The 24,718-nt window shown below is 47.9% G+C and carries 15 protein-coding genes; 3 read left to right on the plus strand and 12 right to left on the minus strand.

The annotated features are described in order from the left end of the window. Window positions 1-138: 138 nt before the first annotated feature. The 3 genes from sdhB to MKY44_RS23190 form a co-directional block, all read right to left on the minus strand. Window positions 139-903: a succinate dehydrogenase iron-sulfur subunit gene (sdhB, locus tag MKY44_RS23180; protein WP_036605794.1), complete on the minus strand. Its 765-nt coding sequence runs from the start codon at window positions 901-903 to the stop codon at window positions 139-141. A 596-nt stretch (window positions 904-1,499) separates the two neighbouring features. Then, window positions 1,500-3,242: a succinate dehydrogenase flavoprotein subunit gene (gene sdhA / locus MKY44_RS23185; protein WP_036673387.1), complete on the minus strand. Its 1,743-nt coding sequence runs from the start codon at window positions 3,240-3,242 to the stop codon at window positions 1,500-1,502. Window positions 3,243-3,285: 43 nt separating this feature from the next. Continuing rightward, window positions 3,286-3,954, minus strand: coding sequence for a succinate dehydrogenase cytochrome b558 subunit (locus MKY44_RS23190; protein ID WP_036605792.1), 669 nt, complete (start codon window positions 3,952-3,954; stop codon window positions 3,286-3,288). Window positions 3,955-4,249: 295 nt separating this feature from the next. Here MKY44_RS23190 and MKY44_RS23195 point away from each other — a divergent pair, with 295 nt between their 5' ends. Then, a complete protein-coding gene (locus tag MKY44_RS23195) occupies window positions 4,250-5,179 on the plus strand; it encodes a LysR family transcriptional regulator (RefSeq protein WP_036673385.1) in 930 nt (309 codons plus the stop codon). 54 nt (window positions 5,180-5,233) lie between these two features. Here MKY44_RS23195 and MKY44_RS23200 read toward each other — a convergent pair whose 3' ends face one another. Together MKY44_RS23200 and MKY44_RS23205 are read right to left on the minus strand one after the other, a co-directional pair. Next, window positions 5,234-5,905, minus strand: a complete 672-nt coding sequence (locus tag MKY44_RS23200; RefSeq protein ID WP_074096339.1) for a potassium channel family protein — start codon at window positions 5,903-5,905, stop codon at window positions 5,234-5,236. Window positions 5,906-5,922: 17 nt separating this feature from the next. Next, on the minus strand, window positions 5,923-7,242 hold the full coding sequence (locus MKY44_RS23205; protein WP_445670697.1) for a TrkH family potassium uptake protein: 1,320 nt from the start codon (window positions 7,240-7,242) through the stop codon (window positions 5,923-5,925). 444 nt (window positions 7,243-7,686) lie between these two features. Between MKY44_RS23205 and MKY44_RS23210 the strand changes: the two genes are divergently transcribed. Next, a complete protein-coding gene (locus MKY44_RS23210; RefSeq protein ID WP_341008789.1) occupies window positions 7,687-9,384 on the plus strand; it encodes a CPBP family intramembrane glutamic endopeptidase in 1,698 nt (565 codons plus the stop codon). On the opposite strand, the gene uvrC is transcribed toward MKY44_RS23210, so the two are convergent. Together uvrC and trxA are read right to left on the minus strand one after the other, a co-directional pair. Beyond that, entirely contained in the window at window positions 9,353-11,440 is a 2,088-nt protein-coding gene (gene uvrC, locus MKY44_RS23215; RefSeq protein ID WP_341008790.1) for an excinuclease ABC subunit UvrC, read from the minus strand. The two genes, MKY44_RS23210 and uvrC, sit on opposite strands and share 32 nt — an antisense overlap. Window positions 11,441-11,848: 408 nt before the next feature. Continuing rightward, window positions 11,849-12,166, minus strand: coding sequence for a thioredoxin (gene trxA / locus MKY44_RS23220; protein WP_017692451.1), 318 nt, complete (start codon window positions 12,164-12,166; stop codon window positions 11,849-11,851). A 263-nt stretch (window positions 12,167-12,429) separates the two neighbouring features. On the opposite strand from trxA, the gene MKY44_RS23225 reads away from it, so the two are divergent. Further along, the gene (locus tag MKY44_RS23225) at window positions 12,430-12,585 is read left to right on the plus strand and encodes a hypothetical protein (RefSeq protein ID WP_017692450.1); all 156 of its coding nucleotides are present in this window, start codon (window positions 12,430-12,432) and stop codon (window positions 12,583-12,585) included. 177 nt (window positions 12,586-12,762) lie between these two features. Here the strand turns inward: MKY44_RS23225 and dnaI are convergent, their stop codons facing one another. The 5 genes from dnaI to MKY44_RS23250 all read right to left on the minus strand — a co-directional run bounded on the left by dnaI (window position 12,763) and on the right by MKY44_RS23250 (window position 24,717). Beyond that, the gene (gene dnaI, locus MKY44_RS23230; RefSeq protein WP_062837925.1) at window positions 12,763-13,713 is read right to left on the minus strand and encodes a primosomal protein DnaI; all 951 of its coding nucleotides are present in this window, start codon (window positions 13,711-13,713) and stop codon (window positions 12,763-12,765) included. Window positions 13,714-13,977: 264 nt separating this feature from the next. Further along, the gene (locus tag MKY44_RS23235; RefSeq protein ID WP_341008792.1) at window positions 13,978-16,761 is read right to left on the minus strand and encodes an alpha-mannosidase; all 2,784 of its coding nucleotides are present in this window, start codon (window positions 16,759-16,761) and stop codon (window positions 13,978-13,980) included. Beyond that, window positions 16,758-19,937 (minus strand): beta-galactosidase, encoded by a 3,180-nt coding sequence (locus MKY44_RS23240; protein ID WP_341008794.1) that lies wholly within the window; start codon window positions 19,935-19,937, stop codon window positions 16,758-16,760. The genes MKY44_RS23235 and MKY44_RS23240 overlap by 4 nt, the downstream gene beginning before the upstream one ends. Beyond that, window positions 19,934-21,253, minus strand: coding sequence for a glycoside hydrolase family 125 protein (locus MKY44_RS23245; protein ID WP_341008796.1), 1,320 nt, complete (start codon window positions 21,251-21,253; stop codon window positions 19,934-19,936). Before MKY44_RS23245 ends, MKY44_RS23240 begins: the two co-directional genes overlap by 4 nt. Window positions 21,254-21,510: 257 nt before the next feature. After that, window positions 21,511-24,717 carry an alpha-mannosidase gene (locus MKY44_RS23250; RefSeq protein WP_341008798.1) on the minus strand — a complete coding sequence of 1,069 codons (3,207 nt, stop codon included), beginning with the start codon at window positions 24,715-24,717 and terminating at the stop codon, window positions 21,511-21,513. Window position 24,718: the final 1 nt, after the last annotated feature.

Consider the following 24,718-nt stretch of genomic DNA (forward strand, 5'->3'; position numbering starts at 1 on the left):
AGTATATCATATTCTGCATGGTTAGCCCGGTTCCTCTGCTTCATTACAAAAAGAAGCCGGGATCTCCGGCATGTTGCTGCACGGGATCACGACTTCTTCTAAGTTGCAGATTACACTTCTGCACATGTTATGACGAGATTATACACCCAACCAGCGTTTGAACATATGCTTGGTCGTTTGTTTGTTCATTTCGGCAATGGAGGTTGTCAGTGGAATGCCTTTTGGACAGGATTGCACACAGTTCTGTGAGTTACCACAGCCCTCGATGCCTCCGTCTTCCATCAACGCTTCCAGACGATCGTCGGCGTTCATCTCCCCTGTTGGGTGAGCGTTGAACAGGCGCACTTGGGACAGTGCTGCTGGACCGATAAAGTCTGTTTTCTCATTGACGTTCGGGCATGCCTCCAGACATACACCACATGTCATGCATTTGGACAGCTCATATGCCCACTGACGCTTCTTCTCAGGCATCCGTGGACCTGGACCGAGGTCATAGGTACCATCGATCGGAATCCATGCTTTTACGCGTTTCAGGGCGCTAAACATCCGGCTACGGTCGATGACTAAGTCACGAACCACCGGGAATGTCTTCATGGGTTCGATACGAACGGGCTGTTCGAGCTTGTCGATCAGAGCTGCACATGCTTGACGTGGCTTGCCGTTGATGACCATGGAGCAGGCACCGCAGACTTCTTCGAGACAGTTGGAATCCCAGCATACGGGTGCAATGGATTTGCCATCTGTATTGACGGGGTTCCGCTGAATCTCCATCAGGGCGCTGATCACATTCATGTTGGGACGGTACGGAAGCTCAAATTCTTCGTTGTACGAAGATGACTCCGGGCTATCCTGACGGGTGATGATAAACTTGACGGTTTTATTGGCTGTAGCTTGTTCCGCCATATCGTTGTCCCCTCCTCTGGTGACGATGATTGGTGTTGCTGATGCGCAAAGTTACTCTTTTGGTGCACGGGTGGCGCTCCGTCAGTGGAATGACCTTCCGACCGCTGTTGCTCCCCCATTTTACTGAATGGATCTCTATTGAATAAAATGGGGTATCAAAGGCGGACGCTTCGCTTCTTCAGGTCAATTCCACTTCCTCCGCTACGTCGTGCACTGGGTCACTTTGCTGGAAACTGCACTCCATTCATGCTGGAGGCAGTATTGAAGTGCTAAAGCATCGCTAGGCGCTTTGCTTCTTCTGGGCATTTCCGCTTCCTCCGCTACGTTGTGCACTGGGTCACTTTGCTGGAAACTGCACGCCAATTCATTGTGGATTGCGGTAATTTTAAATATGCAAGCTTTGCCAATGCGTTGCTTGCTTATGAACAGGTATTTTGGCATCCTCTGCTGCTTTGTGCACACAGAGTACCTTTGCTGAGAACCTTCACTTCAACACGTTGATGGCAGTAACTTTGAAGAATCTTTGCTTCTCCAAAGTTCTCCTGCCTCTCCGTTCAGGTGTATAACTATTCATTGCATGAATAGTGTGGTACTTCTTAATCCTTGGAGTAATCCCGGATACGTGGTGGGATAAGGGATACGTCTACTGGCTCGTACGAAATTTTCGGGCCTTCCTTCGACCAGCTTGCGATAGTCGTTTTCAGGAACTCTTCGTCATTACGTTCCGTGAATTCCGGTTTGTAATGCGCGCCGCGGCTTTCGTTACGCAGAAGTGCGCCCAGTGTCATCGCTTCTGCCAATTCAATCATGTTCCACAGTTGGCGAGTGAACGCTGCGCTCGGGTTGTTCCAACCGGAGCTGTCATACATGTTGATTTTGCCATAACGCTCTTTCAATTCCTTGATCTTGCCAATCGTGGCTTCAAGCTTGTCGTTGTAACGCACAACCGTCATGTTGGCTGTCATCCACTCGCCAAGCTCTTTATGAATGACATAGGCATTTTCCGTGCCCTGCATTTTCAAGATGCCTTCGTATTTGTCGCTTTGTTGTTTGGTGTGTTTCTCAAATACGGAAGATGGGATATCAGCGGACGATTTTTTGAGTCCTTTGATATATTCAGCCGCTTTTGGTCCAGCCACCATACCACCATAGATCGCGGATACCAATGAGTTTGCACCTAGACGGTTCGCACCATGGTATTGATATTCACATTCACCAGCTGCGAACAGCCCCGGAATGTTAGTCATTTGGTTGTAATCTACCCACATGCCGCCCATGGAATAATGGACTGCCGGGAAGATTTTCATTGGGATTTTACGCGGGTCATCACCCATGAACTTCTCATAGATCTCAATGATTCCGCCGAGTTTAACATCCAGTTCCTTCGGATCTTTATGAGACAGGTCGAGGTAAACCATGTTCTCGCCGTTCACACCCAGACCCATATCTACGCAGACGCTGAAGATTTCACGAGTCGCGATATCACGTGGAACCAGGTTACCGTAGGATGGATATTTTTCTTCAAGGAAGTACCAAGGTTTTCCGTCTTTGTACGTCCAGATCCGTCCACCTTCACCACGCGCGGATTCAGACATGAGACGCAGCTTGTCATCCCCTGGAATGGCTGTTGGGTGAATCTGAATGAACTCCCCGTTTGCGTAATTTACACCTTGCTGATACACCGCACTTGCTGCTGTACCTGTGTTAATTACAGAGTTGGTCGTTTTACCGAAGATGATCCCCGGACCACCACTCGCCAGAATAACCGCTTCTGCCGGGAAGGTCTGTACCTTCATCGTTTTCAGATCCTGAGCCACGATCCCGCGACATACGCCTTCATCATCCAAAACTGCCTGTAGGAACTCCCAGTTCTCATATTTCGTAACCAGGCCAGCTGCTTCCCAGCGACGTACCTGCTCGTCTAATGCATAGAGCAATTGTTGTCCTGTTGTCGCTCCGGCAAACGCCGTACGGTGATGCTTCGTTCCCCCGAAACGACGGAAATCAAGCAAACCTTCCGGTGTCCGGTTGAACATTACGCCCATACGGTCCATCAAGTGAATGATGCCTGGTGCTGCTTCACACATCGCTTTAACAGGAGGTTGGTTCGCAAGGAAGTCACCGCCGTATACCGTATCGTCAAAGTGTACCCATGGGGAGTCACCCTCACCCTTGGTATTTACCGCTCCGTTAATGCCGCCTTGTGCGCATACAGAGTGGGATCGTTTAACAGGAACCAGTGAAAATAAATGAACGTGGACTCCGGCTTCAGCCGATTTGATCGCCGCCATCAATCCCGCGAGACCGCCGCCCACAATAATTACATTCGTTGATGCCATTGCTGTTCACTCCCTTATAAGTCAGCATTTATACGCTAAATGCTTAAATTAGAACTGTTTTTACTGCGTCAATCATCGAAGTAGCTGTTTGGAAATCAATGCTCCGGAAAGCAAATAGTGAAGCAATAAACATGATGGAAACAATAGCGAACAAGCTCATACATACGTAAGAGGATACACGTTGCGCACGCGGGCCAACTGTAATTCCCCAGCTAACGAGGAACGACCACAGACCATTGGCAAAGTGATAAGACGCCGCAACCACACTGATCATATATATCGCAAAGGTTATCGGATTCGTCACCGCATCATGTATAACGCCGCCAATCTCTTCATGGGATACATTACCCAGCGCAATCTGTACTCGCGTCTCCCATACGTGCCAGATGACGAATACAAACGTAATAATACCGCTTACCCTCTGTAACGTGTAGCGCCAGTTGCGCTCATTACCGTAACGCCCAACGTTAGGCTTGGCCTGATAGGCAATGTAAAGACCATAAACACCGTGATAGAACAACGGCAGCCAGATAAGTAATGCCTCAATCACAATAACAAGAGGCAAACCGTTCAGAAATGCAACGGCACCGTAAAAAGCTTCTTTGCCGCCTTCAACTGCCGTGAAGTTCGTCACCAAATGCTCAACAAAAAACAAACTGAGCGGAATGACGCCAAGCAAGGAGTGCAGCTTTCTGGAGTAAAACCCTTTCATAAAATGTCGATCCCCTTTCGCTAAATACAACGTTTTCATAAATGATTTCACTTATCATGACACGAATCCTTTTCCCTGAAAAGGTTCGACAAATTGTTCCGTTTTCCCCAGGTGTGAACAACTTGTGTCACGATTCATGTTACTCCTTTTTTTCTTATAAGGGAATTGCAATATAATTATTAAATGTTATAACCTATAGGTATAAGCAGTGAAACATTGGATTTACAGGCTATACAACATGGAAAACGATTGAGCAAGGGCAAGAATCACATTCATGGAAAAGAGGTTATTGTTCATGTTTGAGGAGTTAAATGCATTTGCAGCGGTCGTGGAGCAGTCCAGCCTGAACCGTGCATCCAAGTTACTGAACTTGTCCCAACCCGCACTCTCACGCAAAATTGCCAAATTGGAGGATGAACTCGGGGTTGCCCTGTTCCACCGCCGTGGCAAACGGCTGGAGTTAACCAGTGTGGGCCAGTTCACCTATACCTACGCTGTAGAACAGAAGCAGCAGCAACAGAAGTTCCTCACCATGCTGGCCCAGTATAAAGACGAAGAACAGAGCACCATTACACTCGGAGCCAGTCTGACGACGCTTCAAACCACGTTACCACCTCTCGTGAATGCCTTTATGGAGAAGCATCCAAATGCCGAACTGAAACTGTTGACGGGTAAAACACATGAAATTGTCTCGTTTGTGCGTGACAAAAAAGCCGATGTGGGCATTGTCGCCTCCTCCATCAGCGAAGTGGGGCTTAACTGTGTGCCGCTCTTTGACGATCACCTGGAACTGGTTGTGCCGCTTACACACCCCTTGTCCGGTAAGGAAGCCGGGATGGAGCATTTGCAGGATCTGCCGATGATCACCTTCTCCAAAGGCACCTGGTACCGCAAATTAACGGACGACCTCTTCCAGCGCTGTGCCGTGATGCCGGATATTCGCATGGAGATTGATTCCTTTGAAGCGATCATCCGACTTCTGCCTTCCGCCAAAGCTGCTGCTCTATTGCCCAAGTCATATCTTCGTCCACAATTACTCGCGGACAATGATCTTGTTTCTGTTCATTTGCCTCAATTACAGCAGACCCGCAGAACAACTTGCATGATCTATGGGGAAAAGGAAGACCTCAGCGAGACCTCCAGACAATGGGTCAAGGAGACGGCTGCACTCTTTACAGCAAAGGCGCCATTGCCCTCACGGAGGGCTACGACGCCTTTGCCTTGATCTGAATCAGCCAGGATCTAACGCCTGGCTTCCATATATAACTCATCTTAATTATCAGCTCTCTTGGCTGATAACCTCTTCTTCAAATCGGTCGATATCTGCATTATTACCAATAATGACCATGATATCCCCCATTTGAAGCGAGTCCAGTGCTGTTGGAGCAATAATGACACCAGCTTCTTTCTGTAACGCTACAATGCTGCAACCAAAACGTACGCGTGCATTCAGGGTTGAAAGTGTTTTGTTGTGCAGACAGGCGGGAACCTTCATCTCGACAATACTGTAATCATTGGATAATTCAATGTAATCCAGCAAGTTTGGGGTAACCAGCTGGTGGGCAACCCGAATGCCCATATCCCGCTCAGGATAAACGACACGATCGATCCCCAGTTTATCCAATGCTCGTCCGTGAAGGACGGATATGGCCTTGGCCACGACCGTCTTGACACCCAGCTCTTTTAACAGAATCGCAGTGAGAATGCTCGTCTGGATATCATCCCCGATGGCAACGATGCAGCAGTCAAAATTCCGAATACCCAGGGAGCGCAGCACTTCCTCATCTGTGGCATCGGCTACAACGGCATGGGTGACCAATTCACTCATGTCTTCGACGACTTCTTCATTTTTATCAATCCCGAGTACCTCGTAGCCGAGTTCCATTAATTCCTGTGCCAGACTGGAGCCAAACCGCCCAAGCCCAATCACCGCAAACTGCTGTGTTTTCATTGTTCTTCACGAACCCCTTATCCAATAATCATTTTGCCTTCCGGATACCTGTATAACTCTTTACCCTTTTTCTGCCCAAGTGCATACGCTAATGTGATCGGTCCAAGCCTTCCTGCAAACATCGTAAAACAGAGCAGGAGCTTGCCCAATGTAGTCAACTTCAGCGTCAGTCCGAGCGATAATCCCACAGTACCAAAGGCCGATGTTGTTTCAAATAAGATCATCATAAAACTGGCGTCTTCTGTGGTACTCAGTGCCATCGTTACAGCTATGATCAACAAGAGTGCCAGCAATGTAATGGTAAGCGCCTTGAAAATCCGTTCCTGTACGAGCCGGTAGCGGAAAAATACGATATCTTCACGTCCTCGCATCATGGCGATGACCGCGCCAGCCATAATCATAAATGTCGTTGTTTTGATCCCGCCTCCGGTAGAACCTGGCGAAGCACCAATAAACATCAGAATGATCATAAAGAACTGTGTTGCCTGTCTGAGTCCAGCAATATCTACCGTATTGGCTCCTGCTGTTCGCGGCGTAACGGACTGGAAGAATGAACCGAGAATTTTGCCACCCCAGTTCAGGCCACCCAGTGTCCGTGGATTGCTGAATTCAAATACGAAAATGACAAGTGCACCAAACACAATTAACAATCCAGTCATTAACAGTACAACTTTGGAGTGCAGAGACAACTTCCGCGTTTTGCGGTAATCCACCAGATCTGACAACACCACAAAACCGATACCACCAGAGACAATCAGGAACATTGCAGTAAAATTAACCAACGGGTCATACACATAACCGGTCAGACTGCGGAAATCCCCAAACATATCAAAGCCCGCATTGTTGAACATCGAGATCGCATGCCAATAGCCATAATAGATCGCCTGTCCGACTGGCATGTCGAACGACCAGCGAATGGCAAACAGTGTGCCACATATGCCTTCGATAATGAGTGAGTAGATCACAACTTTACGTATTAGCCGGACGATGCCCTCCATCGTGCTCTGATTCATCGCTTCCTGTAGAATCAACCGCTCTCTAAGCGAAATCCGCCGTTTGAACGCAATGGCAACCAATGTGGACATTGTCATGAAGCCCAGTCCGCCAATCTGAATCAGAATCGCAATCACAACCTGACCCAGCACCGAGAAATGAGTCCCTGTATCGACCACAACCAAACCAGTGACACAAACAGCCGAAGTTGCTGTAAAGAGCGCATCAATAAATGCAAGACTGTCACCGTTACGGTTGGATGCCGGAAGCATTAACAACAGTGTGCCTACCAATATGATGCCAGCAAACCCTAACACAAGAATACGGGGTGGCGATAATCGCATCCATTGAACATTCAGTTTCACTTGAGTATCTTCCACCTCTTTTAAATGAAAACAACTCCACACCTGTGGAGCCTTCTTCATCTGAAATGCTGTTGCCAAACGTTAAACAAGTATGATTCAGATTAAAACGACATATATAATGAAGTTGGAATATATCCTATTCGTTCCCTTGTTGGGCGAAAGACATGCGAATCATTGCACATTTGTTTCAAAATTATAAGCGCTGCGACGTTTGTAGACAAAACGTTTTTTGTGTAAATAGCATCGAATTCAGCCAAAAAGGGAAGAACTCAGATATGGCGACGGATGGATCAGATTCTTTCGGTCCTTTTCATTCATTTTCAAGGATTTACACCTGTTTTCGTTACATCATTGGCATTCGGTGCTTGGCCTGTGCTATGTTAACTTTAATATCCATATTAGATTAAGGAGGAACACCATCATATGAATCCCTTAGGGCAGCCTTTGCAACTCAAGGCTAACTTCAAGCGGCTGGGGTTGCTTGCGGCGATTGGCCTGATTCTATTTTTTGTATTTCAGATCTTTCCTGCTACCTCATCACAAACGACAGAAATTTCGTCCACATCCTTCATAACCAAGGAGCAGGCGAAGCAATCCGCACGATCATTTGCAGCTTCTGTGAATGACTATACACTGCCAAATGATGATGAAAAAACCCTGGTAACCTACCAGACACATTCGGATATCTACGGGTATATGGCCAAAACCAAACAACTTGATACCTATAACCAGAAATGGGAAACAAGCTATCCTTACGATGTATTCCGCGTTCGTTTGCCTGATCAACACAAAGGCGGATATCTTAATGTTGACGTACATATGAAAACAGGAAAAGTAGTCGGCTTCAAACGGGAACTGCCTTCTTCTCTCTATACCGCCATTGAGGCGGAGCAGGTTAGTGGACGAGTGACCACATCGCAAGCACTTGCTGAAGGCAATATATCGCTGGACGAGAAACAACAGCTGGCGGCTGGCGTTCTGACCGAATTCGGTTATGAAGTACCTGCGCTTCAACTGGAGACTCGCGATGGTGAAGCGGGACTGAAGTATGTGGATTCTGAAAAAGCCATTGGAGACTCCAAGCTTGAACTGAATTTTACGTTTGAAGAGGGGGCGGTACGATCCTTCGATCCTGGCTTCTCGGTCCCGGAATCCCATACCGACTATGTGAAAGATCAAACGCGCCAAGCCAATTGGATGACTTATGGTGGTTATGCATTCCTGACCTTTGTTCTGGGCGTGCTGGCAATCATCTATAGCATTCTGACCCGAGCACATACGTCTTTCAAACGCGGGATCATTCTCTCGCTGGTGTATTTCGCAGCTTCGGTAATTGGTACACTGAACATGATTCCACTCTTTCAGGCACAAGGGCTCTCCAGCTTCATGTTAGCGTTCCTGATGTTAATGCAGGCGGGAATTACGCTCGTCATGAGTGCAACCATCTATCTGTCCCTTGTTGCCGGTGACGGCATGTGGCGTAAAATAGGTCTGAACCCATGGCCTCGTGCGAAAGAACCCGGATATGGAAAATATGTACTTCACAGTATGTATGCTGGTTACCTGTGGGCATTCATTCTACTGGGTGTGCAATCCATCCTGTTCTTCATTCTGGAGCGAAGCATTGGCACATGGTCAACGACGTCAGCAGATCAATCTACATTTAATATGACTTATGCCTGGCTCTTCCCGATCATGGCCTGGATGGCCGGTATTGGTGAAGAAACTGTCTATCGACTGTTCGGCATTCGCATGATGCAAAAGATTGTGCGTAACACGTTTATTGCCTGTCTGATTCCAACCATCATTTGGGCACTTGGACACACATTGTATCCGATCTATCCAGTAATCACCCGTCCCATTGAACTGATGGTGATTGGATTGCTGTTCAGTCTGATCATGCTGCGTCACGGCTTCATTGCCGTTGTATTCGCGCATGTGATCTTCGACAGCTTGCTTATGGGACTCAGCTTGGTGTTTATGGGCGATGCCCTGAATATGGCTGCCGGACTCTTCTGGATTGTACTGCCGGCCATCGTTGGATATGTGGTCTACAAATTCAATCCAAAACAAAAAGAGAAGCCGTATGTTACGACTCCTCATCCCGAAGTGCTGCAATAATCTGATTTGCCAGTTTGTCACCAATAGATAGAGGCCGGAAGTCTTCGACGCTGGCCTCTTTTATTTTGCGCAAAGAGCCAAAATGCTTCAACAGCAGCTTACGCCGCTTCTCTCCAATACCCGGAATGGCATCCAAACGTGATGTCACCATTGATTTTCCACGCTGTTCCCGGTGGAACGAGATCGCAAAACGGTGGACCTCTTCCTGTATCCGCTGCAACAGGTAGAATTCCTGACTATCCCGAGGCAGGGAGATGACTTCCGGTGGATTACCGATCATCAACTGTGAAGTCTTATGCTTCGCATCCTTCACCAGACCACATACCGGAATAAACAGCCCCAGCTCATTTTCCAAAATATCGACCGCAGCCGAGATCTGTCCTTTACCACCATCGACCACAATCAGGTCAGGCTGGGTCAGGTTTTCTTTTAATACCCGCTCGTAACGGCGACGGATGACCTCTCTCATCGTTTCATAATCATCCGGCCCTTCAACCGAACGGACCTTGTACTTCCGATATTCCTTCTTATCCGGTTTACCATCGGTAAATACGATCATGGCAGATACCGGGTTTGTACCCTGGATGTTCGAGTTATCAAACGCTTCAATACGGTGAAGCTGATCCAATCCAATAAAACGTCCCAGTCCTTCAGCAGCTTTCGATGTACGTTCTTCATTTCGCTCAATCAAACGGAACTTCTCTTCCAATGCCACACGCGCGTTATCCACAGCCATGGTGATCATCTGACGTTTCAATCCACGTTGCGGGATGAGCACTTTGATCTCCAACCACTCCTGTAAAGCAGCAGCAACCTGAGTTGGATCTTCCAGTCCTGATGGAAGCTTTTCAGTTGAAGCAGTTGTATCCGTTATTGGAGCATCCTCTTGCACACTATCAGGTTGTTCACCTTCTGCCTCAGCGGAACCTCCGTAAGCTGCACGAGTCTCAGCAACCATTGTTTGGGGAGCGTTACTGTGCTCTACTTGTCCCGTCTGATCGAACTCTACCGTAACTGCGGCAGGCACCGATCCCTCAGCATCAGATACTGTATCCAAACTGTCGTTATCCGTTGCAAGATCCTTGGGCATTTCCGGCAACAAAATTTCTTGTGGCAATGCCGGATTATCGCTGTAATACTGTGTTACGTAAGACATGAAATCACTGTACGCCTCACCGTAAAACGGGAAGGTTGATACGTGACGTTCAATCATTTTACCCTGACGCATATATAGAATCTGGACACACATCCAGCCTTTATCAATGGCAAAACCAAATACATCACGGTCTCTGGCATCGGCCATCGTAATTTTCTGTTTTTCCATCATCGCATCGATGGCGATCACCTGGTCGCGCAGTTCCTTGGCTCGTTCAAAATAAAGATCTTCCGCGGCCTCCTGCATCTTACGCTGCAAATCCTTCTTGATCTCTTCGTGACCACCGCTCAGAAATGAACCAATCTCTTGGGAAATCTGGTCGTACTGCTCCTTCTCCACTTCCTTCACACAAGGGGCAAGACACTGTCCCATGTGATAGTACAGACAGACTTCTTTGGGCATTACACCACATTTGCGCAGTGGATACATCCGGTCGAGCAATTTTTTCGTTTGGTGTGCCGCATATGAGTTCGGATAAGGTCCGAAATATTTGGCTTTATCTTTCAGCACACGCCGGGTTACTTCCAGCCGGGGGTGCTTTTCATTTGTAATTTTAAGATATGGGAATGTCTTGTCATCCTTAAGCAACACGTTGTACCGCGGCATATGTTTCTTGATCAGGTTACACTCCAGAATGAGTGCTTCCATGTTACTGCCCGTCACGATATATTCGAAATCACGAATTTCAGACACCAGACGCTGGGTCTTTCCGTTATGACTGCCGATAAAATAAGAGCGTACGCGGTTCTTTAGAACTTTAGCCTTACCCACATAAATAATGGTGCCTTCACTGTTCTTCATCAGGTAACATCCAGACATGTCTGGCAGCAAAGCGAGTTTGTGACGAATCTGCTCCAATGCCTTCTCCTGATCCTGCAAATCATTCATGAATTGATCCATAATTCTGTGAATCCTCCTTCCCGAAAAAGCTGAAATCCTCACGTTACAAATAATTCACACGAACACTACGATAACAGAACAACCTTCCAATCGCTGTTATCCCCAGATTTTTTTGATTCCCTTTTACAAGGGGAAAATCCGGTGATAAAGGCGAACGCTTCGCTTTTTCAGGTTTTTTCTGTTCTCTCCGCTATTGTGTGAGTAATTAGTCCAAAACATATTAAAGGTGAAACTCGGATAAAATTGCAACGGGTATGCTTCTACACTCATTTCTGTCTTCTTCGTTAAACATGTAAATTTCCAGTTTCATTTTATATAAATAGTATACTTTATATTGTCCTACATAAAGGTATTCGACGCAAAACGCCCCCGGCATGTAAACCGGAGGCGTATGTGTAAGCCTGTAAATTATTGGTGTTTTGCGATAATTCCTTTGAGCGCATCTTTCGAGTTCAGACCAACCACTTTATCTACTGGTTGACCGTCTTTGAAGAAGATCAAAGTTGGAATGCTCATTACGCCGAAGCGGGAAGCAGATTCCGGATTTTCATCCACGTTAACTTTAGCAATTTTCACTGCATCGCCAACTTCTGTGGACAGCTCTTCCAGGATTGGAGCGAGCATTTTACAAGGACCACACCAAGGCGCCCAGAAATCAACAAGAACCGTTCCTTCGCCTTCTACTTCAGCGTTGAAGGATTGATCGGATACGTTAACAATAGCCATGAAATTGTCCTCCTTATATATACTTACGGTTTATTTTAACCTGTAACGTCGTGAACGACACTTCCAGTATAACACAGGTACGTCAAACTTGTGAATTGAACGCTGCAATGTTCATCTTCCCAACATCAAATCTTCACAATTACAGGATGTGGCATACTAACTGCAAAATCTTTACAAACGCTTTCTTTTCCAAGTATACTAAAATTACTCCGGGTTTCAGCCCCCAATACGGGCAAGCTGTTTCCCCATAAGGAGGCAATAACATGGATGCAAATGTGCGGATCAGCGACCCGCGTGAACATGTGAACGAGGAACCCCGCAACGATCTATTTGATCTGATCGCGGGTGTTGCCGGCATGGCCGGCCTGATGACAGTGATCTTTTTCGGTATGGTTATCTTCAAATTTCTCACCGAATAGGTTGCTCAGGCTCACGCAGGACCAGAAAAGCCCGGTTTTCGCGACATTGCGAAATCCAGGCTTTTTTTGGGACTACTGTAGCTTTTGATTGCAATCAGCTGAGCTTCTAAATCAAAAGCTCCACCGATAATTTGAAGATTAACCTTGTCCAGAACCGTTTCGTTCAATTAGATCGCTTTAACGTTTACCGCGCTGATTCTCACCCCGAACGGAGATGACATCCACGAATGGACGAATCCGGTCCATGAGACGCTGGCCTTTATTCGATTCCTCGCCGTCCCGATTGGTGAAACTAAGATGTTTTTCCAGCCCATCCAGATTGTAATTGGACGTATAGAACGTTGGTTTACGATTCATCCGATAGTTCAAAATAGACCCCATCACATGATCCCGAACCCAAGGGTTCAGATTCTCTGCCCCGATATCATCAAAGATGAGCAGATCACAACTTTTCAAAATATCCGTCATTTCCTTCAGCTTCTGCCCTTCACTGATCATGGATTTCAGATCCTCCACAAAGTCAGGCATATAAATAATGACACCCGTGTGGCCTGCAACCGCCAGTTCATGCAGCAGATAACACATCAGGAACGTCTTACCCGTCCCGAATGTTCCTTCCAGAAACAGTCCTTGCGGAGATAATCCATTCTCCTTGGTCTCCCTAATATAACGAAGCACCTGATTCACTGCCGGAGCACGCATCCGATCCTTGCCCATGATCTCCACGTCGTTGTATCCGGCACTGAGCGCACGCTCATCCACATAGAAACTGCGAATGCGTTGCTTAATGATATGTTCATTTTGCCGGGCGATATGTTTGGAACAAGGTGCTTTTATATCTATAATTTCGGGTTTACCGTTAAAATGTTCTACTTCCAGTTTGCAAAAGTGGCCCTGAAAATCGTTAGGACAGTTGTCGAGTCCCGGACAATTCGCACAGTTCTTAGAGTCTTTGGCGTACTGAAACAGCTTGCTCAGATCGGTCATGAGCTGTGCATCTTGAAGTTCAGGATGACCTGCGCGGAATTCGCGTACGTACGGATTTTCCATCAATTCCGCCGCAATCCGCCGCGATTGCTCACGAAAGGCAGGGTTCAGCTGCTGAAGCAGTCCTCCCAAGGATTCCATGGCTTCAAGCCCCCTTAATGTTTCAATATAGAATGAACAATTGAAGTGTACCCATGGCCATCTTGATGGCATAGGTACTTTCGATCATTAGCAATTCTACTGTTCATTCTATAGAAAAACAACCAATAACTCAACAGATACATCTGGTAAATAGCGTAACCCTCCCGCCAACGTACGTAATGCCTAGTTTATTGTACACTTGCAGTCCTGTACCTTTTAGTGTGTGTTCAAAAGTCTGTTTTTCGACTCTTTAAACAACTTTTATCAGCGGCGCAAGCCGACAGTAACGATCTCGCATGAACCTGTCTGTATGTTCCATTCCTTGTTGGCAAATGATAATGTTGATGCCTCTTCTATGCTGCGGGCATGAAGCCTTTCGCCCTCTTCCTCCAGGATGTTGCTTTTGTATGCCGTTTCGAATGGCTGTGGATTCGCTTGTGATGCTGCAAGCTTCAACGTGGCAGAGTCAGTGGTCATATTGAACCAGCGGAGCATCACATCACTGGAATCTTCATTCACCTTGAGTGATGAAAAAGCCAAGCCGTCTCCTTTCCATGCAAACGGTGTGTTGTTAGGTGTCAGATAACCCGGATGTACTTCGGTTTGTGCCAGCGTCCAAGGAACCTGGAACTGATAGGCTTCAATATATGCACCTGACGCTGCACCATTTCCATCATGCGGAATGATCTCGATTTTAGATGTATGTTCACCAAGGCATTGTGCTTCTGGTGTCGGGAACAAGCCCCAATCTCCAAGTTCGCCCACAGAACGAAGCAGCGTTACGGCGATCGTGTTACGCCCATCTTGAAGCACTTCATATTCATTCAGGCCCAGATTGGCAACAACCAATCCGGCGTCCTTTTCACTCACATCCACAAAATTCTGTTGATGCTGTGTATTGCTTGGATTTTGCCACTCTGGTGCAGGCTTGTTATCACGCGTTGCAATTTCGAACATGGAATCCACATGATGAACAGCAGATACAAGATCCGTTGGGAAAAGGGCGCGTACCCGATGATCCTTCGCCTGATTGTTGAAGGTTGTTTCCATCTGGACGCCTTTTCCACTACGACTAAGCGATATAACAGTACGGATCTGAAGTGGAATCATTTTCGCTGAACGCTGGGCTTTGCGATGTGGATAATAAATCAGTTCTCGCTGTTCCTGATCCAGCATCTCATCTGCTGACTCCGGTATTTCCCAATGATGAATCACTTCGAACGAGGCCAAGTATGATGTATCCTCAAGGACCCGAATCTCGGCCTGAAGCTCGTGTGTTGTTCGCGCCACTTCGTTCTCTGGCTGCTTGAACATGTATTCATTGCCTATATCGCCCACGTTTTCGTACACGCCAAGATCTTTGTAAGTCCGGCCTGTTCGTTTATCTGTGAGTGTGAGTGAACCGTTGTCAGCAATTGTGACGATCAAATATTGATTTTCCATACCACGTTCACCACGCAACAGCGTAGTCGTTTTCGATGGAGTACCACTCTTAGCATCATCCGCAACGTTGATCAATGCATAGGTTTTCAGGCCAAATGCAGCTACATTTTCTGTTTCAAAACGAATACGTACTCGCCGACAACTATACGGCTGACGGAAGCGATCATCCGGCAGATCATAGCCAAATTGCAGACCCAGATCCTCCACCATACATGGAATGTGGTTACCATCTTCATCTACCAGTATGCGGTCTGACAGGTCAACGGCTTTCATCTGTGCCGCCATTTCCTCCAATGTATATTCATCCCGGAAATACAACCGAGCCGCGTCCAGTTCCATCTGAACTACACCGCTACGTTCCCACCCCGTTGTATTAAACACCACAACAGGCCGGGCATTTTCGCCGTAACGCTCAAAGATGGAGGTATCAACAGCTGTAGCAATCTGGCTGGTGCTCTCTTCAATTAAAGCCTCTGCTACATGACGGCTCTTATCAAACCGTGTCACCATCTCGCGGTGCACCTCATCCACACTGCATCCACAGATGCTGTCATGTGGGTGATTTTGCATCAGCGTTTTCCAGGCATACGTCAGTTGATCATGTGGATAGGCATATCCAAGCAGATAGGCGTAGGATGCCAGGGGTTCAGCCACTTTTTCCAGCATAGTCTGGCCCAGCTGGTTCATCTGTTTCAGATACACACGAGCCGAGGCGGTGTTCACCAGAGTTCCCCAGCCATCGGTACGCTGGCTGCGCAATTCGCCTTTGACCGTGGACAACTCATGTTCAGACGATGCTCTCAAAGCTTCCAGATAATCCGGAAAGTTCGAGTGAACAAACTCGATATCGGGATATAATTGCTCAGCCATACGGATGGCTTCTGGCAGGTCTCGTTGAATCGGCTGGTGATCACATCCGTTCATGTACAACAACTCATTCGTTGATGCATATTTCTCAGCGTCTGCAAGCTTGGTTTCCCAGAACTTGCGGGCCGATTCCTCGTCTACTGGAACTTCATTTCCGTTGGAGTACCAGTTGGCAAACAATACACCGAGTACTTTTGATCCGTCTGGTCCTTCCCACATCAGCTCCGAGAAGCTTGATTCATATCCGGCATCCGATACCGTATTATTAAATCCCGTAGGCTTCACACCACGACCAAAAAACACATTATCAATGCCCGATTGTTGCATCAGCTGCGGAGTCTGTCCGACCAATCCAAATGTATCGGGAAAGTAACCAATTTTCGAAGGGGTGCCGTAACGTTTGGCGTCCTTATGTCCAACCTGCATGTTGCGCACATTAGCTTCTCCACTCGTCAGAAACGCATCCTGCAAAATGTACCATGGCCCAATCACAATCCGTCCATTGCGAATATGCTTCTCCAGTCGTTCCTTCTGCTCCGGTCGAACCTGAAGATAATCTTCGATAATAATCGTTTGTCCATCCAAATAAAAGCTTTTGTAGTCTGATCCTTCATCCAGCTGATCTAACAGTGAATCGACGAGCTGAATAAGACGCATATGATGCTTCTCATACGGCAAGTACCATTCCCGATCCCAGTGGGTATGCGAAATAATATGTGCTCTCTTTTTCTTGGTCATCGTGTTATCCCACCTCTTTCATCTTGTTGTACAATCTCAACCTCATCAGGGCGATACACCGCAGTCAGGTTTCCAGAAGCATCTGTGGCAAACAGCACAGAACGATTTTTCTCCAATTGGAACGAGTACGATACACCTGTACGTTGATCTCTCACATGAACTTCATGGTTCAAGGCAAACTCCGATACGAATACATACAGATTTCCTTTTGGAAAACTCAGCTTCCGCCCGTAGATTCCTGCGACATCCCCGCCAGATATCCATTCCAACTCCTGTTCGATGCCAGCAACCTCAGTGGCGTAACGATACAATTCAGCAAGTGGTTCATCGCGTCCGTTTAACTCGAGCGGCAGCGGGGTCCAGATTAATTTCCCTTTGCCCAAAGGCAAAACGTGTACTTCATCTGGTGTATCATTATCCCCATGAAGCAACGTCTCCTTCGCCACCTCGGCGATACGACGCCGTCCATAGGTGACTCGGTGATTCACTCCATTAATATTCAGCAATTCCTCCCGCTGCACGTTACCCAGACTGCGTTTGCCTATGATATGATCGGCCCGGTCAGTTGCCTTCCAGTATGCGTCCAGTCCCAGCGGCCCTGTAATAAGCAGGCTCGTGCCTTTGTTCTCCGCGAACGTGAGCAATTGATGCAGTGCATCACTGTCCATATTGTGCGGACTCGGTACGATGATCAGCTTCGGTGGTTGCTGCTCCAGCGCTTCCAGATGGTATTCGGATAACGCACGGAACGGCATTTTCAGATCATAGGACATCACACGAGTCAGCTTCGTTGTGGCATCATAGGCCAGAGCACGGTTGGAGAAGTCATTGGAATACGGGAACACCACTGCAATCTCCTCCAGCTCGCGGTCTTCAAAGAGATCACGAATGCCATGCATGAATCGTCCAAAATCATAAGATACCTCTGCCTCAGGCTTCTCCGTACCATCTGCACGCAAGGCTCCGATATGAGACTCATTGGCATTATCCATATAAAAGTTGGTATTCCAAATCCATTGCACCGCCCCTGCGCCGCCTGTCGAGAAAGCATAAGCGTACTTGCGTTCGAGAATGCCACGAAGCTCTTCTTCCGAACGTTTGGCTCGCCCATCGGGAGTTTCCACATACATGATGCCCGTCTCCTGAATGAGATTTGGCTTATGTGGCGTTTTAGCGAAAATGCCGTCCCAGATCAGATCATCGTTTAACCACCAGGAATGCACGGTTGTATAATCCACTTCACGTTCATAGAAGAAAGGTGAAGGACGCTGCGCACCAAGTGCTTCATCCTGCCCCACGGTAACCAGATGATTCGGTACCAGATCCTTGATCGTACCTACAAGCTCTCTAGCCCAAACATTGTGCATTTCCATGGAGAAAAGACAATAATCAAGCCAGCGTGTTCCTTTTTTGGCCTTGTGCATGTCCTGTACATCAAAATTAATCTCTTCCGCCTCCGGGATCACCGCGGCTGCAAAGTTCGGAAGCTGCTTCGGTGACATATTCCATGCCTCCTGCAACGCCTCAATCGTCTGATGACGCTGCTGAAGCCAAGCGATATAAGCCTGCTGTTCATATGAATCCCTCGCCGAGCGTGGGCCAGTGGAGAAGATGCGCACCGGATCAAACATGGATGGCTCGTTAATCAGATCCCAGTCCACATGTGTTGTATGCGTGTGACGACTGACGATGCTGCGGATGAAACGTTTCTGTGCTTCGACACTCTGCGGGTCCAAATACGGATTCGTGCCTTCCCATGTCTCCGGTGTAAAGGAGAAGAAAGTGAACGTGACCTGTAAGCCGTGGCGTTTCGCCGTTAAAATAAATGCATCAATGGCACGAAGCACATCCTCTGCCATATGACCGTCCACCTGCATCATGTTGCGATAGGCGGTCCAGATTCCCGTCCGAATCCAGTTAATGCCGGTTTTCGCCATCTGAGCCATATCTCGATCCCAGACATCCGCATTCGGCAAAAACAGAAATTTCCGTGCCACATCGGAGGTCATGTAGGTCATGCCCACAACAGGGAGAGGACGTCCGTCTTTTACAAAATAGTCCCTGCTGCGGGTAATCAGTTCCCCTTCTGCCAGCAATGCAGCGTCCTGTCCCCAGAAGCCTTGACGCAAGGTCCGAACTTCCCCGTCAGGTGCCTGCGCGTGGCAGACGATCCGATACAGCCCACTCTCAATGGAAATCGGGAGAAGTATACGTTCAAAGCGCTGCTCACCGGAAAGTTCCATCTCCATTCGCTGGCTCCATACCTTTTCCGTCGTGCCACTTGTGCGATCTTCATGCTCCACTGTTATGTCGAATGTCCACAGCTCAGACGCTGTACGCCTTTTGCCTGCTCGCTGTAAAATCTGGCCTTGAAGTGTGAGTACAGCCCGCTCATCTGGCTCATACGAAGCGTAATTCGTTTTCAGAGATAGCTCAGTTACACCTTGCGCACAGAATTGCGCCCACTTCACAATCTCGGCAGCGCCATCCTGCTCCCAGAATGAAGTGGTCAGTGGCAGATGCACAAACATCCAACGTGAACCAACGAAAGTCCCGCGCGAGTTTTCCCACAGAACGACCGGAGCGGCAACACTGCGTCCATCCTTACTCATGCCACAAAGTAATGGGTAAATCTGCGTACTCATCGGTCCTGATGAACCCATCTGGTGGGGCAGATCACTTGTTTTGGTTGTATGTGGAACCAGATTCCATGTATCTGCCTTCTCGAACAGCCCCTCTTTCCCAGTGAGAAGCGGGATCTGTTCGGATGAAGTGTACGATTGCACATTGGCAGAAGATACGTTCAACGCCTCATGAATATAGAGTTCCTGGTGATACGCGGTCTGCTCTGACTCTACAACCCATGCCCCATTCTCATATCGAACCGGACGTTTGAAGGGCGCACCACCAACACTGATCAGGCTTCCGCCCTGATGCAAGTAAGCTGCAATCTCCGTCCAGGCAGACTTGGGAAAATAGGGTGCATGCAGATTGACCAGACATCCTTCACCTGCTGTGGTCTTCAAAGCCTCTGCAAGTTCTTCAGCGTTTACAACGGTGATCTCTTCGACTGCTTTCCATGTATTCAGAGCCTCATGAGTTGGAGAAGCACCTTCCATTGGAAACGCAGGATCAGCGAAGATAATCAGCTTTTTATCATGAAGTTGGATACTCATAACAGGCCATCCTTCATGGATTTATAGACCAACTGGGAGAATAGACTGTTGGACCATGCAAACCATTTTCGTGTAAAAATCGTTGGATCATCTGCGTGGAAGCCTTCATGCATATAACCTGTATCTGCATCTGTCGCTTCGAGCATGCGAATAATCTCCAGTTTCTCCTCGGCAGACTGTGCCGTCAGTCCCTGCATGGACAATCCCATATGCCAGATGTAATCTGGTGGGGTGTGCGGGCTACCAATCCCTTTGGCAACCTTGCCCTCATAGTAGAATGGGTTCTCTTTGCTCAGAGCGAAGCGGCGCGTATTCTGGTAGATCGGATCATCTGCTGTGACGTAACCTAGATATGGAATGGACATCAGTCCTGGTGTACCCGCATCGTCCATGAGACAGTGGTTGCCATAACCGTCCGTCTCGTACGCATAGATCGGTCCAAATTCCGGATGACGATAAATCCCGTACAGCTGAATACCGTGATCCACGTCCTGCTCCAGATCCTTCAGTTCCTGCAAAAGTTCCATATCACGGAACACCCACTCGGCAAACTCCTGCATTTGGCGCAGAGCTACAACCGCGAACATGTTGCCAGGAATATTGTAGTGGAAATCACACACATCATCACTGGAACGGAAACCTGACCAGATCATACCCGTGTAGTTGACTGGCATACCCTTTCCGTGATTGCGCAGGGAATCTGTTGGGATACCGTTATTACGAGTAAAGTGATATGGAGATTGTTCCATGTGATGCTGTTCGACTTTGAACAGGTCCACGATTTTACGCATCGCTGCTTTGAAGCTTGAATCGAAAATGTCGGTCAGCTCGGTTTCCTTCCAATATAAATAGGCCAACCGTACAACAAAACATAATGAGTCGATCTCGAATTTACGCTCCCACACCCAAGGTGACATGTCGGTTTCGTCCGTGGTGTTCCAGTGCCAGTCGTTGGCCGTCTCATTGAAGGCATTGGCATAGGGATCGATATGAACATACTGGATATGACGTTTAATCAGCCCGCCAATAATGCGCTGCAGGTCCTCGTCTTCTTTTGCAAACGGAATGTAATGTACCACCTGCTCCACGGAATCACGCAGCCAGGAAGCCGGAATATCTCCTGTGATCACAAACGTAGTGCCATCCTCCATCAACTTGGTTGTTGTTTCGATGGTATTGGGGAAGCAGTTTTTGAATAATTGAAGCAGCTTCGGTCGGTGAGCCAACTTCTGTTCTGCTTCTTCGAGCACGGCCTGAATGGATTGTGGCAAAGCAACAGGTGGCATGGGTATTTTGGGTAATCTGAACTGTTCCATGGATGAGTGCAACTCCTTAAACAAATTGAATGGTGTAGCTATAAAAGATCAAGCTGAGAACATTCACACTAGACCACTACGATGACAGAATAACCTTCCGATCGCTGTTATCCCCAGATTTTTTTGTTTCCCTTTTCTAAAGGGTAAAATCTGGGGATAAAGGCGAACGCTTCGCTTCTTCTGGTTATTTCTGTCCCCTCCGTTAACGTGTGAATAAAGAGCTGGACATGTATAGCTCAAAAATATTTCAAAAAGGTTTACCGCAGTAGCACGGTTTGTATTTGGTAAGGTTTAAAAGATAGTGTAATCTGGCCATTGGTATGGGCCAGTGGTTTGATCGGTTCTTCCAGTGCGTTGGAGTGATAGGCTTGCTCAAAGGCATATGGCCATTGCAATGTGATGTTTTCGCGTTTGCCTGACGATTCATAGAAACGAAGGACTGTTCCGTGCCCATCCTCTGCCATTTTGACGGTATCTAGAATCACGTGACTGCTGTTGAAGTTAATCCATGAGCCCGTAGCTGGACGAGAATGTGCAGCGGTTGCCGTTGCATCTTCAAGTGGATCGACTCCAGTCCCTGTGCTTGGCTGTACCTGTTCTATCTGCTGCTCTTGTTGTATCTGACCCTTTTGTTGCACTTGTTTCACTTGCTGTACCGTCACCTCATGATTCAGTTCGGCGGCCTGTCGTACGGTGTGTGCTGTTCGCCATTCTCCTTCGTGTGGGTAGAGGGAATACGTGAATTCATGTTCTCCCAGATCGGCTGTGCGATCAGGCCATTTGGGTGCACGCAGCAAGGATAAACGAATGGTGCTTCCCTGCACGTCATACCCGTATTTGCAATCATTGAGCAGACTCACGCCGTATCCATATTCGGATACATCCGCGAAGCGATGTCCACAGACCTCATACTGGGCTTGCTCCCAGCTTGTGTTGCGATGTGTTGGACGTTCCAGTGTGCCAAATGGAATCTCAAACGTAGCCTTGGAGGTCACCACATCAATCGGGAAGCCAACTTTCAGAAGTTTGTGATTCTCGTTCCAGTTCACCTGTGTTTGGAAGTCAATTCGCCGTGAGTCATGATAAAAGACGATATCTTGTGTGATTTCCGATTGATGTAGCTTCCAGCGGAAACGCAGGACATCTTTCGTTGTACCCGCCAGCACCAGCTTTTTCTCCAACAGTTCCACTTCGCCAGCAATCTGTTCCTCATAACGACTGTCGATATCCCATGCATCCCATAGCGTTGGACGATCATGGAAGAAATGAAGCTGATTGCCACGTTCTCCCGGCTTCAGCATCTCACGCTCTGCAGTTTTATCCCACAGGCGGGTGATCTCCCCACGTTCATTGAACTGCACATGGTAAAAGGCGGTATCCCATGTATCATTAAAGGTTGGTTGTGCGGCAAGGTTCTTCATTTCCCGTACATTCGTTTCCCTTGTATTTTCCGGTACCAGCCAAATCGTTTTATATCCAAACGCCGGAATGTCTGTCACGAGAATGGATATGCTGCCATCCTCCCGATCCAGCCGCAGTCGCTGGCCTTCTTCATCAATCCCGTAGCGATCAAAGCCATCCTGCACAGGAAGTTGAACGACTGAACTCCGTTTCCAGCCCAGGCTGTTGAATACAACATAGGCTACTGAACCTTCCGGTCCCTCTGTGTTGATACCCGTTGTCAATGCTGCAGTGCCTTGATTAAGTCCGGTTCTGCCCAATTCAAATACCTGTACATATTCCTCATTCGAAGTGACGTAGGACTCCGTAATCGCCGATCCCGGTATAATATCGTGGAATTGATTCAGCAAAATTAATTTCCAGCCTTCATGCAGATTCGAACGCACTTCAGCTTCTGCATCTGCCTCCATATCTGGCAGAGCGAGTGTGTTCCACAGCTCAGCTTCTCGATACAGAACCTCCGCTTTCCGATTGTTGCGCTTATTGCGCGCATGGGTCGTGTAGGTTCCTCGATGTAACTCCAGATACAGATCGCCATGCCACTTCGGAAGTACAGGCTGCTCCTTTTCAATTCCGGCAAAGAAAGCTCCAGCTGTGCTATAACGGCTCGCAGGCTGTCCAACCATCAGGTCTGCGCGATCCACATACTCCAGCATCTCGCGTGTTACGCCACCGCCGCCATCTCCGTGTCCGTACAGAAGCATATGCTCCGGATGCGCTGCTTTCTCACGGTAAGACTGCCAGTGATCATGAATGTCCTTCGGCAACGTATGCTCGTTAACACCATGATTGAGGTAGGACAGGATCGGTGTGCCGTCAATGCCCACCCAGTGGAAGAGATCGTATGGAAACACATTCGTGTCGTTCCATCCGAGCTTTGTTGTCATGAAATATTCCACATTGCCATGCTTCAAAATCTGTGGCAGGGAGGCACAATACCCAAACGTATCCGGCAACCATTCAATCTGTGATGTCTTGCCGAACTCCTCCATATAGAAACGCTGACCATATAACATCTGGCGAATCAGGGACTCCCCGCTCGGGATGTTCAGATCCGGCTCAACCCACATGCCGCCAACCAGTTCCCAGCGGCCTTCTACAATCCGCTGCTTCACCCGCGCGTACAGCTCGGGATCATGCTCCTTCAGAAACGCATATAGTAAGGGTTGACTCTGGGAATAAACATAGTCCGGATATTCATTCATGAGTGCATCCACGGTGGAGAAAGTACGGCTCGTTTTGCGTACCGTCTCACGTACAGGCCACAGCCAGGCAATATCAATATGTGACTGTCCCACCATATGCTCCAGACCTTCCGCGTTTCCACCAATCTCACGCACATGATGCTTCAGATTATTCTCAATCTGACGAATACCCTCTCCATGCTCAATCTCTTCTGCTGACATGCCTACAAATTGATCCATCGCACGATACACCAGTTCTAACAGGCGAACCCGCCGAAAGTCACTTTCCGGTAGCAACACAGCCGAATCACGGACAATAATGACGGTATACATCAGACTACGAACCGCTTCATTGGGTCTCACCAGCAAGCTCGTAATTGATGTGATTGGCGGCTGAATAACCGCCTGTTGATTCAACGGGTCTACAGGTTCAGGTACCGGATCAAACATCTCGATCTCCAGTTCTGGAGCGTTTCCGACTTTGGATGGATCAAGCGTGACGTAGGTATGATTGCGGTCAAGGCCCTGATAAGAGTTCCCATTTACCCGAAGCAAGCCTTCTCCGCCTGTCTCAAATACAAGCCCATAAGGTGTTTGCTGCCATGTAGCAGGAATCTCCAAACGTGTTCTGAAAAAATAAGTCGTTCCCTGTTTGCTCGGAAAACGCTCAAAATCTTGCCCTTCGGGGTACTCACCCTGATCCTCATACTGTCCTGGCACATGATAATAAGCGCGGGTAATGTCCCAGCTGCGCAGCTGTAATTGCTCCAGCCACTGATGTTCGGACAACTCGCGAATAAATCGTCTGATACGTTCCAAC

Origin of the sequence: Paenibacillus sp. FSL R7-0026 (genome assembly GCF_038004485.1) — a bacterium.
In the GTDB taxonomy this organism is placed as follows: domain Bacteria; phylum Bacillota; class Bacilli; order Paenibacillales; family Paenibacillaceae; genus Paenibacillus; species Paenibacillus xylanexedens_A.